The organism is Mesorhizobium sp. B2-4-19 (genome assembly GCF_006441315.1).
Lineage (GTDB): Bacteria > Pseudomonadota > Alphaproteobacteria > Rhizobiales > Rhizobiaceae > Mesorhizobium.
In genome coordinates this window covers 163,757-179,983 of the sequence record NZ_VFUV01000002.1, presented here as the reverse complement: position 1 = coordinate 179,983, position 16,227 = coordinate 163,757, and the positions used below count along the sequence as shown (strand labels likewise).

At 63.3% G+C, this 16,227-nt stretch carries 13 protein-coding genes; 10 read left to right on the top strand and 3 right to left on the bottom strand.

Annotation, left to right across the window (positions count from 1 at the left end; genetic code table 11):
* The 10 genes from rimP to FJ546_RS04060 all read left to right on the top strand — a co-directional run bounded on the left by rimP (window position 1) and on the right by FJ546_RS04060 (window position 12,418).
* On the top strand, window positions 1–648 hold the full coding sequence (gene rimP / locus FJ546_RS04105; RefSeq protein WP_095771823.1) for a ribosome maturation factor RimP: 648 nt from the start codon (window positions 1–3) through the stop codon (window positions 646–648).
* A 49-nt stretch (window positions 649–697) separates the two neighbouring features.
* Window positions 698–2,293, top strand: a complete 1,596-nt coding sequence (nusA, locus tag FJ546_RS04100) for a transcription termination factor NusA (RefSeq protein WP_010913320.1) — start codon at window positions 698–700, stop codon at window positions 2,291–2,293.
* A 38-nt stretch (window positions 2,294–2,331) separates the two neighbouring features.
* Window positions 2,332–2,982 (top strand): RNA-binding protein, encoded by a 651-nt coding sequence (locus FJ546_RS04095; RefSeq protein ID WP_140888504.1) that lies wholly within the window; start codon window positions 2,332–2,334, stop codon window positions 2,980–2,982.
* Window positions 2,979–5,561 (top strand): translation initiation factor IF-2, encoded by a 2,583-nt coding sequence (infB, locus tag FJ546_RS04090; RefSeq protein WP_140888192.1) that lies wholly within the window; start codon window positions 2,979–2,981, stop codon window positions 5,559–5,561. The genes FJ546_RS04095 and infB overlap by 4 nt, the downstream gene beginning before the upstream one ends.
* A gap of 173 nt (window positions 5,562–5,734) precedes the next feature.
* Window positions 5,735–6,160, top strand: a complete 426-nt coding sequence (gene rbfA / locus FJ546_RS04085) for a 30S ribosome-binding factor RbfA (protein WP_140888191.1) — start codon at window positions 5,735–5,737, stop codon at window positions 6,158–6,160.
* Window positions 6,160–7,137 (top strand): tRNA pseudouridine(55) synthase TruB, encoded by a 978-nt coding sequence (truB, locus tag FJ546_RS04080; RefSeq protein ID WP_140888190.1) that lies wholly within the window; start codon window positions 6,160–6,162, stop codon window positions 7,135–7,137. The genes rbfA and truB overlap by 1 nt, the downstream gene beginning before the upstream one ends.
* A gap of 44 nt (window positions 7,138–7,181) precedes the next feature.
* Window positions 7,182–8,276, top strand: a complete 1,095-nt coding sequence (corA, locus tag FJ546_RS04075; RefSeq protein WP_140888189.1) for a magnesium/cobalt transporter CorA — start codon at window positions 7,182–7,184, stop codon at window positions 8,274–8,276.
* Between the two features lie 78 nt (window positions 8,277–8,354).
* Complete coding sequence (rpsO, locus tag FJ546_RS04070) at window positions 8,355–8,729, top strand: 30S ribosomal protein S15 (protein ID WP_269465810.1); 375 nt, start codon at window positions 8,355–8,357, stop codon at window positions 8,727–8,729.
* A gap of 408 nt (window positions 8,730–9,137) precedes the next feature.
* Window positions 9,138–11,285, top strand: a complete 2,148-nt coding sequence (pnp, locus tag FJ546_RS04065; protein ID WP_140888188.1) for a polyribonucleotide nucleotidyltransferase — start codon at window positions 9,138–9,140, stop codon at window positions 11,283–11,285.
* A 122-nt stretch (window positions 11,286–11,407) separates the two neighbouring features.
* Entirely contained in the window at window positions 11,408–12,418 is a 1,011-nt protein-coding gene (locus FJ546_RS04060) for a class I SAM-dependent methyltransferase (protein WP_140888187.1), read from the top strand.
* 5 nt (window positions 12,419–12,423) lie between these two features.
* On the opposite strand, the gene FJ546_RS04055 is transcribed toward FJ546_RS04060, so the two are convergent.
* The 3 genes from FJ546_RS04055 to fabB form a co-directional block, all read right to left on the bottom strand.
* Window positions 12,424–13,968 carry a bifunctional diguanylate cyclase/phosphodiesterase gene (locus FJ546_RS04055; RefSeq protein WP_140888186.1) on the bottom strand — a complete coding sequence of 515 codons (1,545 nt, stop codon included), beginning with the start codon at window positions 13,966–13,968 and terminating at the stop codon, window positions 12,424–12,426.
* 163 nt (window positions 13,969–14,131) lie between these two features.
* Window positions 14,132–14,935, bottom strand: a complete 804-nt coding sequence (fabI, locus tag FJ546_RS04050) for an enoyl-ACP reductase FabI (protein ID WP_140888185.1) — start codon at window positions 14,933–14,935, stop codon at window positions 14,132–14,134.
* Window positions 14,936–14,966: 31 nt separating this feature from the next.
* The gene (gene fabB / locus FJ546_RS04045) at window positions 14,967–16,187 is read right to left on the bottom strand and encodes a beta-ketoacyl-ACP synthase I (protein ID WP_140888184.1); all 1,221 of its coding nucleotides are present in this window, start codon (window positions 16,185–16,187) and stop codon (window positions 14,967–14,969) included.
* Between the last annotated feature and the right edge of the window lie 40 nt (window positions 16,188–16,227).

The following is a 16,227-nucleotide window of genomic DNA, read 5'->3' as shown; positions in this document are numbered from 1 at the left end:
ATGACTGCAACGGCAAGCGAAGGTGACGACCGCATCATCCGCGAAAGCGGCATCGATGCGCGCATTGCGCTGATCGTCCAGCCGGTGCTGCGCGGCATCGGCTTTCGCCTCGTGCGGGTGCATCTGTCCGGCCAGAACGGGCTGACGCTGCAGATCATGGCCGAACGCGAGGACGGCACCATGACCGTCGAGGATTGCGAAGAGGTCAGCCGCGCGGTGTCGCCGGCGCTCGATGTGGATGATCCGATCGAAAAGGCCTATCATCTCGAAGTCTCTTCGCCCGGCATCGACCGGCCGTTGGTGCGCAAATCGGATTTCGTGACCTGGACCGGTCATCTCGTGAAGATGGAAACATCGGTCATCGTCGCGGATCGCAAGCGCTTCAAGGGCAAGATCGCCGAGGCCGGTGAGAACGACGTGCTGATCGAGCGCGACAAGGCGGCCTATGGCGAGGAACCGACGGTGCGCGTGCCTTACGACGCCATTGCCGAAACCCGGCTGATCCTGACCGACGATCTCATCCGCGATGCATTGTCGAAGGACAACAGGGCGCGCAAGGAAGCCAAGAAACGCCGCGGCGAACCCGATGACGACGCGCCCGAGGGTGCGGAAGCGGACGCCACGGAAGAACACGAACAGGAAAGTTGATTGAGCTGCCGGGCCCAAAAGTCCGGCAAACAGGCTCGGGAGAAAAAACATGGTTGTAAGCGCCAATAGACTTGAACTGCTGCAGATTGCCGACGCGGTCGCGCGTGAAAAGTCGATCGACAAGTCGATCGTCATCGCCGCCATGGCCGATGCGATCCAGAAGGCGGCGCGTTCGCGTTATGGCCAGGAGACCAACATCCGCGCCGACATCAACCCGAACACCGGCGAGATGAAGCTGCAGCGACTGATGGAAGTGGTCGAAAAGGTCGACGACTACGCCACCCAGATCGCCATTTCCTCGGCTCGCGAGCGCAATCCCGACGCGCAGCTCGGCGACTTCATCGCCGAACAGCTGCCGCCGATGGATTTCGGCCGCATCGCCGCGCAGTCGGCCAAGCAGGTCATCGTGCAGAAGGTGCGCGAGGCCGAGCGCGACCGCCAGTATGACGAATACAAGGACCGCATCGGCGAGATCGTCAACGGCACCGTCAAGCGCGTAGAATATGGCAATGTCATCGTCGATCTCGGCCGTGGCGAGGCGATCATCCGCCGCGACGAGCTCATTCCGCGCGAAAACTACAAATATGGCGACCGCGTCCGCGCCTATGTCTACGACGTGCGCCGCGAGCAGCGCGGCCCGCAGATCTTCCTGTCGCGCACGCATCCGCAGTTCATGGCCAAGTTGTTCACCATGGAAGTGCCGGAAATCTATGACGGCATCATCGAGATCAAGTCGGTCGCCCGCGACCCGGGCTCGCGCGCCAAGATCGCCGTCATCTCGCGTGATAGTTCGATCGATCCGGTCGGCGCCTGCGTCGGTATGCGCGGCAGCCGCGTCCAGGCCGTCGTCGGCGAATTGCAGGGTGAGAAGATCGACATCATTCCGTGGTCGCCCTCGGCCGCCTCCTTCATCGTCAACGCGCTGCAGCCGGCGGAAGTCGCCAAGGTCGTGCTCGACGAGGATGCCGAGCGCATCGAAGTTGTGGTTCCCGACGATCAGCTGTCGCTGGCCATCGGCCGCCGCGGCCAGAACGTGCGTCTCGCCTCGCAGCTCACCGGCTGGGATATCGACATCCTGACCGAGGCCGAGGAATCCGAGCGCCGCCAGAAGGAGTTCGTCGAGCGCTCGGCGCTGTTCATGGAAGCCCTCGATGTCGACGAGATGGTCGGCCAGGTGCTGGCCTCCGAAGGCTTCACCAGCGTCGAGGAAGTCGCCTATGTCGACGCTGGCGAAATCGCCTCGATCGACGGCTTCGACGACGACACCGCTTCCGAAATCCAGACCCGCGCCCGCGAGTACCTCGAAAAGATCGAGGCCGAGCACGACGAGAAGCGCAAGGCGCTGGGCGTCAAGGACGAACTGCGCGAAATCCCCGGCATCACCACCGCCATGATGGTGACGCTCGGCGAGGATGGCGTGAAGACGATCGAGGATTTCGCTGGCTATGCCGCCGACGACCTGACCGGTTGGAAGGAACGCAAGGACGGCGAGACCAAGGTCTATCCGGGCGTGCTGGCCAATCACGGTGTTTCGCGCGCCGATGCCGAACAGATGGTGCTCAACGCCCGTCTCAAGGCCGGCTGGATTTCCGAAGACGAGCTTGCGGCCGAAGAAGCGTCGGCTGACGAAGCCGTTGGTGCGTGAGGTGAAACCGCATCGCACACAACCCGCCCTTGGACGAGATGAACGATCGCACCTGCATCGTTACCCGCAAGCAGGCCGAACCGGATGAACTGATCCGGTTCGTCGTCGGCCCGGATTCGGCCGTCGTTCCCGATCTCAAGAGAAATCTGCCCGGCCGCGGTTGCTGGGTGAGTGCCGACCGCCTACATATTGAGAAGGCGGCGGCCAAGAACCTTTTTGCCCGCGCCTTCAAGGCACAGGTGGTTGTGCCGCCGGATCTTGGCGGCATGGTCGATGGGCTGCTTTCCAGATCCGCTCTGGGCATGTTGGGCCTCGCCCGCAAGGCTGGCGCAATTTCTCTTGGCGCCACCAAGGTCGAGAGTGCCGTGCGCGGCGGACTGGCGCTTTTCGTGCTCCACGCGACCGAAGCATCGGACGATGGCGTGCGCAAGATCAGCCAGGCGCGGCGGGCGACCGTCCATATTGGCGGCCCTTCCATCCTTGCCTACAAACTTTTCTCCGAGGTCGAGTTGAGCTTGGCATTGGGGGGTACAAATGTGATACATGCTGCCGTCCTCGCGGGAGACGCGGGTAAGGCGGTCCAGAAGCGCATGGTTGCGCTCGACCGGTATCGGGGCGGTACCCCGGACGATCTGGCAATGCTTGCGGCCGTTGCTGACGAAGATGAGGCCGCAGAGGATATGGAATGAGCGATACGAAATCGGGCGACGACAAGACGTTGAGTGTTACACCTAAGAAGACCTTGACGCTGAAGCGCCCCGGCATGGAACAGGGCACCGTGCGCCAGAATTTCTCGCATGGCCGTACCAAGTCGGTCGTGGTCGAGACCAAGAAGCGCAAATTCTCCCTGCCCGGCGACAAGCCGGAGCCGGCCGCCGCTGCCCCTGCGCCCGTCTTCACGCCGAAGCCGCCGGTCGCCGCGGCCCCCGTCGTGCAGGAAGCGCCGAAGGCTGCGCCTCCGCCTCCCCCGCCGGCTCCGGTCGAGCGCAGCGGCATGGTGCTGAACGAACTGTCGCGCAGCGAAATGGAAGCCCGCCGCAGGGCGCTGGAAGGGTCCAAGGTCCGCGAGGTCGAAGACCGTCAGCGCGCCGCCGAGGAAGCCAAGCGCCGGGCCGAGGACGAAGAGCGCCGCAAGCGCGAGCGCGAGGAATCCGCACGCCGCCAGGCCGAGGAAGAGGCACGGCTGCAGGCCGAGGCCGAATCGCGCCGCCGTGCCGAGGAAGAAGCACGCCGCCGCGCGCCGCTGGCCGCGGAACTGGCAACGGCGGACGAAGAGGAAGAGGTCAAGCCGAAGCGGGCTGGCGCCGGCGCGCCGGTGCGTCGCCTGGTCACGCCCGAAGTGGCGCGTCCGGCCAAGCCGACCAAGGGCGAGGAAGATCGTCGCCGTGGCAAGCTGACGCTGAATTCCGCGCTTTCCGACGAGGATGCGCGAGCCCGTTCGCTGTCGTCGATGCGCCGCCGTCAGGAGAAGTTCAAGCGCGCGATGCACAATGAGCCGCGCGAGAAAGTCATGCGCGAAGTGATCCTGCCCGAGACCATCACCATCCAGGAACTGGCGCAGCGCATGTCCGAACGTGCGGTCGATGTGGTCAAGTTCTTCATGAAGCAGGGCCAGATCCTGAAGCCGGGCGACGTCATCGACGCCGATACGGCCGAGCTGGTCGCCACCGAATTCGGCCACACGGTCCGCCGCGTCGCCGAATCCGACATCGAGGAAGGCCTGTTCAACATCGCCGACAACGCCGAGGATCTGGTGCCGCGTCCGCCGGTCGTGACCATCATGGGCCACGTCGACCACGGCAAGACCTCGCTGCTCGATGCCATCCGCAACGCCAATGTCGTCTCCGGCGAGGCCGGCGGCATCACCCAGCATATCGGCGCCTATCAGGTCGAGAAGAACGGTCAGAAGATCACCTTCATCGACACGCCCGGCCACGCCGCCTTCACGGCGATGCGTGCCCGCGGCGCCCAGGCCACCGACATCGCTATCCTGGTGGTGGCGGCCGACGACAGCGTCATGCCGCAGACGATCGAATCGATCAGCCACGCCAAGGCGGCCGGCGTTCCGATCATCGTGGCCATCAACAAGATCGACAAGCATGACGCCGATCCGCAGAAGGTGCGCTCCGAACTGCTGCGCCATGAGGTCTTCGTCGAATCGATGGGCGGTGAAGTGCTTGACGTCGAAGTGTCGGCGACCAAGGGCATCAATCTCGACAAGCTGCTCGAGGCGATCCTGCTGCAGGCCGAAATCCTCGACCTGAAGGCCAATCCGGACCGTACCGCCGAGGGTGTCGTCATCGAAGCGCAACTCGACAAGGGCCGTGGCCCCGTCGCCACCGTGCTGGTGCAGACCGGCACCTTGATGCCGGGCGACATCCTCGTCGCCGGCAACGAATGGGGCCGCGTACGCGCTCTGGTCAACGATCGCGGCGAGCAGATCAAGGAAGCGCCGCCGGCGATGCCGGTCGAGGTGCTCGGCCTTCAAGGCACACCACAGGCCGGCGACCGCTTCGCCGTGGTCAACAATGAGGCCCGCGCCCGCGAGATCACCGAGTATCGCCAGCGTCTGGCGCGCGAGAAGGCAGTGGCCAAGCATGCCGGCCAGCGTGGCTCGCTAGAACAGATGATGTCGCAGTTGCAGACGAGCGGGTTGAAGGAATTCCCGCTGGTCATCAAGGGTGACGTGCAGGGTTCGATCGAGGCGATCAACGCCGCGTTGGACAAGCTCGGCACCGACGAGGTGCGTGCGCGCATCGTCCATGCCGGCGCCGGCGCCATCACCGAAAGCGACGTCTCGCTGGCGGAAACGTCTGGTGCGGCAATCATTGGCTTCAACGTCCGTGCCAACGCACAGGCACGTGCCGCGGCAGCCGCCGCGGGCATCGAAATCCGCTACTACTCGATCATCTACAACCTGGTGGATGATGTGAAGGCGGCTTTGTCGGGCCTGCTGTCGCCGGAGCGTCGCGAGACCTTCATCGGCAATGCCGAAATCCTCGAGATCTTCGACATCACCAAGGTCGGCAAGATCGCCGGCTGCCGTGTCACCGAAGGCAAGGTCGAGCGTGGCGCGGGCGTGCGCCTGATCCGCGACAACGTCGTCATCCACGAAGGCACGCTGAAGACGCTGAAGCGCTTCAAGGACGAGGTTTCGGAAGTCCCCGGCGGCCAGGAGTGCGGCATGGCCTTCCAGAACTACGAGGACATGCGCGTCGGCGACGTCATCGAGTGCTTCCGCGTCGAGATGGTGACCCGGACGCTCTGAGTTCGCGTGACTTGTCCATGCCGGGCGGTGGTCGAAAGACCGCCGCCTGGAGTTTATTGTGAAATTACGCATCGTCCTTTTCGAAATCGAATTCGATTTCGGGCCAATGCGTTGACATATGAGACATGCGGCACGGTCCTATCCCGTGCCTCACGCTTTCAGGATTGAGAAAAATGCCCCGTCCAACCACATCCAGCCCGTCCCAGCGTATGCTGCGCGTTGCCGAACAGGTGCGCCACGCGCTCTCCGAAACGTTGCAGCGGGGCGAGATCATCGATCCGCTGATCGAAAATACCGTTGTGTCGGTCTCGGAAGTGCGCATGTCGCCCGACCTGAGGGTTGCCACCGCTTTCGTTTCGCCGCTTGGCGCCAAGGACACAGACGCTGTTGTCGAGGCGTTGAACAAGCATGCGAAATTCGTCCGCGGCCGTGTCTCAGGCGCTCTGCGGCAGATGAAGTTCATGCCGGAATTCCGCTTCAAGCTCGACACCTCCTTCGACAATTTCGCCAGGATCAACGATCTGCTGAAGTCGCCCGAAGTGGCGCGCGATCTCGATGTGGACGACGACAAGACCAAAGACGACAAGGATGGCGAATAATGGGGCGCCGCGGCAAGAAGAAGGGCCGGCCGGTCTCCGGCTGGGTGGTGCTGGACAAGCCCGTGGGCATGGGCTCGACCGAGGCCGTGTCCAAGATCAAATGGCTGTTCCAGGCGGAAAAGGCCGGTCATGCCGGCACGCTCGATCCGCTGGCTTCCGGCATGCTGCCGATCGCGCTCGGTGAAGCCACCAAGACGGTTCCCTATGTGCAGGACGGCGCCAAGATCTACCGCTTCACCGTCGCCTGGGGGCAGGAGCGCTCGACCGACGACCTTGAAGGACCGGTGACGAAGAGTTCAGACCTCCGTCCGGCGGAGACCGAGGTCAGGGCGCTGCTGGCGAAATACACCGGCGTCATCATGCAGACGCCGCCGCAATTTTCGGCCATCAAGATCGCGGGCGAACGCGCCTACGACCTCGCCCGCGAAGGTGAGACGGTCGATATTCCCGCCCGCGAGATCGAGATCGGCCGCCTCGACGTGGTCGAACACCACGCCGACCATACCGTTTTCGAGGTCGAATGCGGCAAGGGCACCTATGTGCGCTCGCTGGCCCGTGACATGGGCCGCGACCTCGGCTGCTTCGGCCATATCAGCGATTTGCGCCGGGTCGAGGTCGAGCCGTTCACATCGGAGGATTTCGTCACCATCGCCGAACTGGAAGCGGCCCGTTTCGGTGCGCAAGGCGAGGACAAGCCCAAGCCTGCCGACGACGCCGATGCGATTGAGGTGCCGGTGGACTTCAGCGCGATCGACGCGCTTCTTGTCGACACGTCGGCGGCTCTCGACTGCCTGCCGCAGATCGCCATCAGCGACGATGCGGCGACCAAGATCCGTCTCGGCAATCCGGTCATCATTCGCGGCCGCGATGCGCCTGTCGAGGCCGAGGAAGCCTGCGCGACGGCTCGCGGCAAGCTGGTGGCCATCGGCGCGATCGAACAAGGCATGTTCAAGCCCAAGCGGGTCTTTGCCGGTTGACGGCTCTCGGCTAACTTCACATCGACTCTACGCTCGAGGGGCACATGGCAAAGGTCGAAGCGGTGAAGAAGCGGGCGCCTGTAAAGATGAGGCGGCCGCCGGTAGGCGCTTCGCCGGGCACGCTGATCGCCGATCCGGCGGCGCGGCGCTCCGAATTGCGGCTGACCTTGATCTCGCCGCAGAAGTTCAAGACCATCGACAATGCCAGCATCGACGATGTCGAGGCCAATTGCCACAAATGGCCGGTGATCTGGCTCGACTGCACCGGCCTCGCCAACATCCAGCTGATCAAGGAGATCGGCCGCGCCTTCAGCCTGCATCCGCTGGCGCTGGAGGATGTCGTCAACACCGGCCAGCGGCCCAAGGTCGACTTCTTCGAGGATCATGCCTTCGTCGTCGTCCGCATGATCGACGATGTCACCGCGCATCGCTACGAACAGATCGCCGTCTTCGTCGGAGAGAACTTCGTCGTCACTTTCCAGGAGCGCGAGGGCGATCCGTTCGACCCGGTGCGCAAACGCATCGAGAGTTCGGCGCCCAACCGCTTGCGCACGCGCGGCGCCGACTATCTGGCCTACGCGCTGATCGACGCCATCGTCGACAGCTATTTCCCGCCGATCGAGGCGGCCGGCGACCTGGTCGACGGCATCGAGGATGAGATGCTGCATTCGCCGCACAAGCATCAGATGCGGCAGCTGCACGCATTGCGGCGCGACGCCAATGTGCTGAAGGGCGTGCTCTGGCCGATGCGCGATGCATTGGCGACGCTGATCCGCAACGACGTGCCCTATGTCAGGGCCGAGACCAAGGTGTTCCTCAATGACACGCTCGACCACTCACTCAGGCTGATCGAACTGGTCGAGACCCAGCGCGACATGCTGACCGGGCTGATCGAGATGCATCTCTCGCTGAGCCAGGCGCGCACCAACGACGTCATCAGCTATCTCACCATCGTCTCGGTCATCTTCATGCCGCTCACCTTCCTGGTCGGCGTCTGGGGCATGAATTTCAGCCCCGATACCTCGCCATGGAACATGCCGGAGCTGCGGTCTTACTATGGTTATCCGGCGGCACTCGTCTTCATGCTGCTTGTCGCGGTCGGCTTGATTGCCTTCTTCAAATGGAAGAAATGGCTCTGACGGCGACAAAACAGGGCATTTGCGGCTGAAAAGCCGGCTTGGTGAATTGGGCTGGTGTTTTGCCGGAAATTGCACTATATGCGCCGCAGCATAGCGCCACGACGCTTTGCTTGCACCGGCCCCTGCTGGACGACATCCCGGCTGAGGGCGACCCGTTTCCTCAAACAGATAAGGAAAAACACGATGTCGATTACTGCCGAGCGCAAGAAGGAATTGATGGGTGAATTCGCGACCGCCAAGGGCGATACCGGGTCTCCGGAAGTCCAGGTGGCCATCCTTTCCGAGCGCATCAAGAACCTGACCGACCATTTCAAGGACCACAAGAAGGATAACCATTCCCGCCGTGGTCTGCTCGCTCTCGTGTCCCAGCGCCGCAGCCTGCTTGATTATCTCAAGCGCAAGGACGACGCGCGCTATCAGACACTGATCGAAAAGCTCGGTCTGCGCCGTTGACGAATTGACCGGCGGGCTCCCTCAAGGAGTCCGCCGGTCGCGCATTCGAGCACCGGACCAATCCGTTCTCGAATGCAGGACTGGAGCGCCGCGCAGCCCATCGGGATGCCGGACGGACGCCCCGAAAAGTTGAATTGCGCATGACGCGTTCCGTAAGCCGTGGGTTTCGGGGTCATGCGCAGGCCGATCGATCGATTGGCCATATCCGGCTTCGAGCGTGCAGAGGGCCACTCGGAGCCACCCATGGACGGTCATGGGGCAGGATTGCAGGACGCTCGTATGGCCACCGTGCCGACAGACCCGAGCCTCCCGTTGTCTTGCCCGTGGCTGCCCGAGAAAGGAAGCCAGAGGAAAGGGCACCCGCGCACGCTGAAACGGCGCGGCCCTTCCTCATACAAAGGACAAGACATGTTCAATCAGCACAAAGTGGAAATCGAATGGGGCGGTCGCCCGCTCATCCTCGAAACCGGCAAGATCGCCCGTCAGGCTGACGGCGCTGTGCTCGCCACCTACGGCGAGACCAAGGTTCTGGCCACCGTCGTTTCGATGAAGGAGCCCAAGCCCGGCCTCGATTTCTTTCCGCTGACCGTCAACTACCAGGAAAAGACCTATGCCGCCGGCAAGATCCCGGGCGGCTATTTCAAGCGGGAAGGCCGTCCGAGCGAAAAGGAAACGCTGGTTTCGCGCCTCATCGACCGCCCGATCCGTCCGCTCTTCGCCGACGGCTACAAGAACGACACGCAGATCGTCGTCACCGTCGTCCAGCATGACCTCGAGAATGATCCGGACATCCTGTCGATCGTTGCCACCTCGGCCGCTCTGACCCTGTCGGGCGTTCCCTTCATGGGCCCGGTCGGCGGCGCACGCGTCGGCTACATCAACGGCGAATACGTCCTCAACCCGCACATCGACGAAATGCAGGAGTCCAAGCTCGACCTCGTCGTCGCCGGCACTGCCGACGCCGTGCTGATGGTTGAGTCGGAAGCCAAGGAACTTGGCGAAGAGCTGATGCTCGGCGCTGTCATGTTCGGCCACAAGGGCTTCCAGCCGGTCATCGACGCCATCATCAAGCTGGCCGAAGTTGCCGCCAAGGAGCCACGCGACTTCACCGCGCCGGACTATTCCGCGCTCGAAGCCGAGATGCTGAAGATCGTCGGCGACGAGCTTCGTGAGGCTTACAAGATCACCGACAAGCAGCAGCGCTATGCCGCCGTCGACGCCGTCAAGGCGAAGGTCAAGGCAGCCTTTGCTCCGGCCGAAGGCGAAGAGCCCAAATACACCTCCGAGCAGATCGGCTCGGTGTTCAAGGAACTGCAGGCCAAGGTCGTGCGCTGGAACATCCTCGACACCGGCGCGCGCATCGATGGCCGCGACCTGAAGACGGTCCGCAAGATCGTTTCGGAAGTCGGCGTCCTGCCGCGCACCCATGGTTCGGCATTGTTCACCCGCGGCGAGACCCAGGCGCTGGTCGTTGCCACGCTCGGCACCGGCGAAGACGAGCAGTATGTCGATTCGCTGACCGGCATGTACAAGGAGAAGTTCCTCCTTCACTACAACTTCCCTCCCTATTCCGTCGGTGAGACCGGCCGCATGGGTTCGCCTGGCCGCCGCGAAATCGGCCACGGCAAGCTCGCCTGGCGCGCCATCCGTCCGATGCTGCCCAGCGCTGACCAGTTCCCCTACACGCTGCGCGTCGTCTCGGAGATCACCGAGTCCAACGGCTCGTCCTCGATGGCCACCGTCTGCGGCACCTCGCTAGCGCTGATGGATGCCGGCGTGCCGCTGGCCAAGCCGGTTGCCGGTATCGCCATGGGCCTGATCAAGGAAGGCGAGCGCTTCGCCGTGCTTTCCGACATCCTGGGCGACGAGGATCACCTCGGCGACATGGACTTCAAGGTCGCCGGCACCGCCAACGGCATCACCTCGCTGCAGATGGACATCAAGATCGAGGGCATCACCGAGGAGATCATGAAGATCGCGCTGGACCAGGCCAAGGACGGCCGCCAGCATATCCTCGGCGAAATGGCGCATGCCCTGACCGGCGCCCGCCCCGAACTCGGCGAATTCGCGCCGCGCATCGAGGTCATGCACATCCCGACCGACAAGATCCGCGACGTCATCGGTTCGGGCGGCAAGGTCATCCGCGAGATCGTCGAGAAGACCGGCGCCAAGATCAACATCGAGGACGACGGCACGGTGAAGATCGCTTCTTCGAACGCCAAGGAGATCGAGGCGGCGAAGAAGTGGATCCACACCATCGTCGCCGAGCCGGAAGTCGGCGAGATCTACGAAGGCACGGTCGTCAAGACCGCCGACTTCGGCGCCTTCGTCAACTTCTTCGGTCCGCGTGACGGCCTCGTCCACATCTCGCAGCTCGCCAATGAGCGCGTCGCCAAGACCTCCGACGTCGTCAAGGAAGGCGACAAGGTCTGGGTCAAGCTGATGGGCTTCGACGAGCGCGGCAAGGTCCGCCTGTCGATGAAGGTCGTCGACCAGGCCACCGGCAAGGAAATCGTGCGCGACAAGAAGGCCGAAGGCGAAGAAGACGCCGCCTGAGCGATCTGACGGAAAAATCGAAGCGGGCGCGGCTTATGTCGCGCCCGTTTTCGTTTGGGGCAGTTCCAGGAAAGTATGAGGCGCTTTCCCTGGGAATTGCGTAAGACTCTGGGAGCACTTCCATGTCCGCTGAAGCGCTGAAGACGCTCTTCCATCCGTTCGAGGCCGAGGCTCTCTCCTTGCCGCGAAAGGGTGAGCGCATCCTCTTCCTCGGCGCCGAGCCCGGCCTGCGCGTGCCGTCGGGCTTCGAGGCCACGCTGCATCTCGTACAGGGCTTCCGGCCTTATTTTCGCGCATTGCAGGCGGCCGGCTTTACCGTCACGCCGCAAACCGAGGGGGACGGATTTGATGCCGCCTTGGTGCTCGCCGGCCGTCACCGCGGCCAGAACGAACTGCGTATCGCCGAGGCCCTCGAGCGCGTGGCGCCAGGCGGACTTGTCGTCGTCGCCGGCGGCAAGGACGACGGCATTGCCAGCCTGCGCAAGCGCGTCGACGAGCTCGTGCCGCTCGACGGCCATATGCCGAAATATCACGGCATCGCCTTCTGGCTGCGCCGCCCGGTGGATATGCAGGCCGCAGCCACGTTTCGCGCCGCCAATCCCGCTTTGCTGATCGAGGAGCGATTCCACACCGCGCCCGGTATGTTCTCGTTCGATCGCGTCGATGCGGGTTCGAAACTGCTGGTCGACAATTTGCCCAGTGACCTGCGCGGCAATGCGGCCGATTTCTGCGCCGGCTGGGGTTATGTGGCGGCTGAGATGGCTGCCCGCGCGTCAGGTCTGTCGGGCCTCGATCTCTACGAGGCCGACTTCGACGGGCTGGAGGCGGCCAAGGGCAACTTTGCCAACACAGTGGCGCAAGGCTTCTTCTGGATGGATCTGCTCGCCGAGCCTGTCGAGCGCCGTTACGACGTCGTCGCCATGAACCCGCCCTTTCATCGCAGCCGTGCGGCGGAGCCGGAGATCGGCGCCGGCATGATCCGCGCGGCGGCCAAGGCGTTGAAGCCCGGTGGCAGGCTGTTCATGGTCTCCAACCGCCAGCTTCCCTACGAGCCCGTGCTGTCGGCCGCTTTTGCCAGCCACACCGAGCTTGCCCGCGACGGCATGTTCAAGGTGTTTTCCGCTCGGCGCTGACTTGCTCAATGCAGGTTGGCGATGCGCCGGACCTCGTCGGTGGCGTGCTCGTCGCCAAGCCTGAACTTGAGCGGCGCCGGCCGGCCGAACAGGTAGCCCTGTACCACCTCGCAGCCGGCGGCCCGCAACAGTGTCGCCTGGCTCTCGGTCTCGACGCCTTCGGCGATGATGCTGACGCCGAGCGCGCGCGAAAGCCCGACAATGGTCGAGACGACAGCGCCAGAGCTGGAATCGGTATCGATGCGGCTGACGAAGGAACGATCGATCTTCAGCTTGCCGAACGAGAAGTCGATGAGGTAGCTGAGGTTCGAATAACCGGTGCCGAAATCGTCGACGGCAACGGAGATGCCCATTTCGGCAAGCTCTTTCAGGATAGCGGCCGCGCGGTCGCGGTCCTGCATCATCGCCGTCTCGGTGACTTCCAGCTCAAGCCGCGACGGCTTGATGCCGGTGGCCCGCATGGCGTCGCGCACGATGCCGACGAAGTCCTTGGTCATGAACTGAACCGGCGAGATGTTGACGGCGACGAAACAGTCCTCCGGCAGATGGCTGGCATCGCCGCAGGCCTTGCGCAGAACCCATTCGCCGATCGGGTTGATCATCCCGGTTTCCTCGGCGATCTGGATGAACTCCATGGGTGGGATCATGCCGCGTTCGGGATGGTTCCAGCGGATCAGCGCCTCGTAGCCGATGATGCGGCCGGTCGGCAGGTCGAGCTGCGGCTGATAGTGCAGGTCGAAGTCTCCGCGCTCAAAAGCGGTGTGCAGTTCGGATTCGACCCATTGACGATGGTCGGCGACACGCCCCATCTCGCTGTTGAACACCGACCAGTTGCCGACCCCGCCGGCGCGCGCATTCTGCAGCGCCAAATTGGAGCGGCGCAGGATAAGGACCGGATCGACGCCATCCTTGGGCATGGCCACGATACCCACCGACAGGCTCACCGATTGCTGATGGGTGCTCAGTTCATAGGGCTCCATCATTTCGTCGATGAGCCTTTCGACCATGCTTTCCATCGTTCCCTGGATCTGATGATCCGCAAGCAGCACCGCGAACTCGCCCGCGCCGATACGCCCGATCAGGGCGTGTGCGGGCACGCAGGCCTGCAGCCGCTTGGTGAAGGCGCGGATCAACTCGTCGCCCTGCGTATAGCCGATCGCGTCGTTGATCTGCTTGAACCGGTCGATGTCGATGTCGATCAGGAACACCGGTTCTCCGGTCCGGCTTGTCGCGCATGCCGCCTCGGCGACCTTGCCGACCATCGCCGGGCGCGCCAGCAGTCCGGTCAACTTGTCGAAATGGGTTTCGTTGAAGACGAAATCGGCCGATTCATCGATGCCGGCGAAGAACGACATGGCCGCCACCGACGCCGCCAGCGCGCAAAGCGCAGCCATGATCGCGACCATCATGTCCATCGATATGCCGGCAAACCCGTCGCCGAGGCCGTGCTTCAGGCCCCAGATGCCGAGGACAAAACTGCCAATGCCCGAACTCGCTATCGTGAGCAGTCGGAACACCGGTGTTCGCTTCGGGTTGCTGACGGCAGTCATTCAAAGGTCCCCAGATTGCGGGACTCTGTAGCGGAAATCCCCTTAAAATGAGTTTCCGCGAATGTATCCAATTTTACTGGAGAAGATTATTTTCTTTACTGGAAAAAGAGCCATTTCTCCAAACGGTTGCCCAAAGCGCGGCGCCTTGATCCGTAAGGGCCGGTTAGCCATCCGTCTGCTTCAACTCGTCGAGCGTCGGCATCGAGACGATGTGATAGCCGGAATCGACATAGTGGATTTCGCCGGTGACGCCCGAGGCAAGGTCGGACAGCAAATAAAGCGCGGAGCCGCCGACCTCGTCGATGGTCACCGTGCGGCGCAACGGCGAGTTGCGCTGCTGGTAGGAGAACATGTGACGGGCGTCGGAAATGCCGGCGCCGGCGAGCGTGCGTACCGGGCCTGCCGAGATGCCGTTTACCCGGATGCCACGCGGACCGTAGTCGTTGGCAAGGTAGCGCACGCTGGCCTCGAGGCCGGCCTTGGCGACGCCCATGACATTGTAGTTCGGCATGACGCGCACCGAACCGGCATAGGTCAGCGTGATCATCGAGCCGCCTTCCGTCATCAGGGCCGCGGCGTTGCGCGCCACTTCGGTGAAGGAATAGCAGGAGATCACCATGGTGCGGACGAAATTGTCCCGGCTGGTGTCGGCGTAGAGGCCCTTCAACTCATTCTTGTCGGAAAAGCCGATGGCGTGGACGACGAAGTCCAGTCCGCCCCATTCCTTGCCGAGCGTCTCGAACGTGGCGGCGACCGAAGCGCTGTCCTCGACATCGCAGGGAACGACCAGCGCGGCGCCGAGCTTGTCGGCGAGCGGCTTGACCCGGCGGCCGAAGGCGTCGCCCTGATAGGTGAAGGCGAGCTCCGCCCCATGTTCGGACAATTTCTTGGCAATGCCCCAGGCGATCGAATGATCGTTGGCGACACCCATGACAAGCCCGCGCTTGCCCTTCATCAATCCGTCCATGGCAGGCAATCCTTTTAGAAAACCGCTGGCCTTATGCGGAATAGCGCTGGAAAACCAGCGTTGCGTTGGTGCCACCGAAACCGAAGGAATTTGACAGGACGGTGTCGATCTTGGCGTTGTCGATGCGCTTGCGCACGATCGGCATGCCCTCGAATTCGGGGTCGAGGGTCTCGATATGGGCGCTTTCGCCAATGAAGCCGCCTTGCATCATCAGGATCGAATAGATGGACTCCTGAACGCCGGCCGCGCCCAGCGAATGGCCGGTCAGCGACTTCGTCGAGGTGATGAACGGCATCTTTTCGCCGAAGACCTCGCGGATGGCGCCCATTTCCTTGGAATCCCCCACCGGCGTCGAGGTGCCGTGGGTGTTGATGTAGTCGACCGGCGTGGAGACCGTCGTCAGCGCCTGGCGCATGCAGCGGACCGCGCCTTCGCCGGAGGGTGCCACCATGTCGTAGCCGTCCGAGGTCGCGCCGTAGCCGACAATCTCGGCGTAGATCTTGGCGCCGCGCGCCTTGGCATGCTCGAGCTCCTCCAGCACCAGCACGCCGGCGCCGCCGGCGATGACGAAGCCGTCGCGATTGACGTCATAGGCGCGGGAAGCGGCCGAGGCCCTGTCGTTGAATTTGGACGACATGGCGCCCATGGCGTCGAACAGGTCCGACATCGTCCAGTCGAGATCCTCGTGGCCGCCGGCAAAGACCATGTCCTGCTTGCCCCACTGGATCAGCTCGTAGCCATTACCGATGCAATGCGCCGAGGTCGAGCAGGCCGACGAGATCGAATAGTTGACGCCGTGGATCTTGAACCAGGTGGCCAGCGTTGCCGACGCGGTCGACGACATCGCCTTCGGCACCGCGAAGGGGCCGATGCGCTTGGGGCTGCCGTTCTTCAGCGTGGTCTCGGCCGCCTCGACGATGGTGCGGGTGGAGGGGCCGCCCGAGCCCATGACGATGCCGGTGCGCTCATTGGTGATGTCGTTTTCGCCGAGGCCCGCATCGGCGATCGCCTGGTCCATGGCGACGTGGTTCCAGGCAGCACCTTGGCTCAGGAAGCGCATCGCGCGGCGATCGATCATGGCCGTGGGGTCGAGCGTCGGCGCGCCCCAGACCTGGCAGCGGAAGCCGTGCTCGGCAAAGGAATCGGAAAAGCTGATGCCGGATCTGGCGTCATGCAGCGAGGTCTGCACCTCGTTGGCATTGTTGCCGATCGACGACACGATGCCGAGGCCTGTGACTACGACACGTCTCATTCGCAACTCCTTCCAGGGATGCTGGCCAGTGGGCCGGCCA

Excerpts from the sequence above, each read along its gene's own strand:
- rbfA (WP_140888191.1), top strand. The coding sequence starts at position 5,735 with ATGCCCCGTCCAACCACATCCAGCCCGTCCCAGCGTATGCTGCGCGTT.
- fabB (WP_140888184.1), bottom strand. The coding sequence starts at position 16,187 with ATGAGACGTGTCGTAGTCACAGGCCTCGGCATCGTGTCGTCGATCGGC.
- truB (WP_140888190.1), top strand. The coding sequence starts at position 6,160 with ATGGGGCGCCGCGGCAAGAAGAAGGGCCGGCCGGTCTCCGGCTGGGTG.
- FJ546_RS04095 (WP_140888504.1), top strand. The coding sequence starts at position 2,332 with ATGAACGATCGCACCTGCATCGTTACCCGCAAGCAGGCCGAACCGGAT.
- infB (WP_140888192.1), top strand. The coding sequence starts at position 2,979 with ATGAGCGATACGAAATCGGGCGACGACAAGACGTTGAGTGTTACACCT.
- rimP (WP_095771823.1), top strand. The coding sequence starts at position 1 with ATGACTGCAACGGCAAGCGAAGGTGACGACCGCATCATCCGCGAAAGC.
- pnp (WP_140888188.1), top strand. The coding sequence starts at position 9,138 with ATGTTCAATCAGCACAAAGTGGAAATCGAATGGGGCGGTCGCCCGCTC.
- corA (WP_140888189.1), top strand. The coding sequence starts at position 7,182 with ATGGCAAAGGTCGAAGCGGTGAAGAAGCGGGCGCCTGTAAAGATGAGG.
- nusA (WP_010913320.1), top strand. The coding sequence starts at position 698 with ATGGTTGTAAGCGCCAATAGACTTGAACTGCTGCAGATTGCCGACGCG.
- FJ546_RS04055 (WP_140888186.1), bottom strand. The coding sequence starts at position 13,968 with ATGACTGCCGTCAGCAACCCGAAGCGAACACCGGTGTTCCGACTGCTC.
- rpsO (WP_269465810.1), top strand. The coding sequence starts at position 8,355 with ATGCGCCGCAGCATAGCGCCACGACGCTTTGCTTGCACCGGCCCCTGC.
- FJ546_RS04060 (WP_140888187.1), top strand. The coding sequence starts at position 11,408 with ATGTCCGCTGAAGCGCTGAAGACGCTCTTCCATCCGTTCGAGGCCGAG.
- fabI (WP_140888185.1), bottom strand. The coding sequence starts at position 14,935 with ATGGACGGATTGATGAAGGGCAAGCGCGGGCTTGTCATGGGTGTCGCC.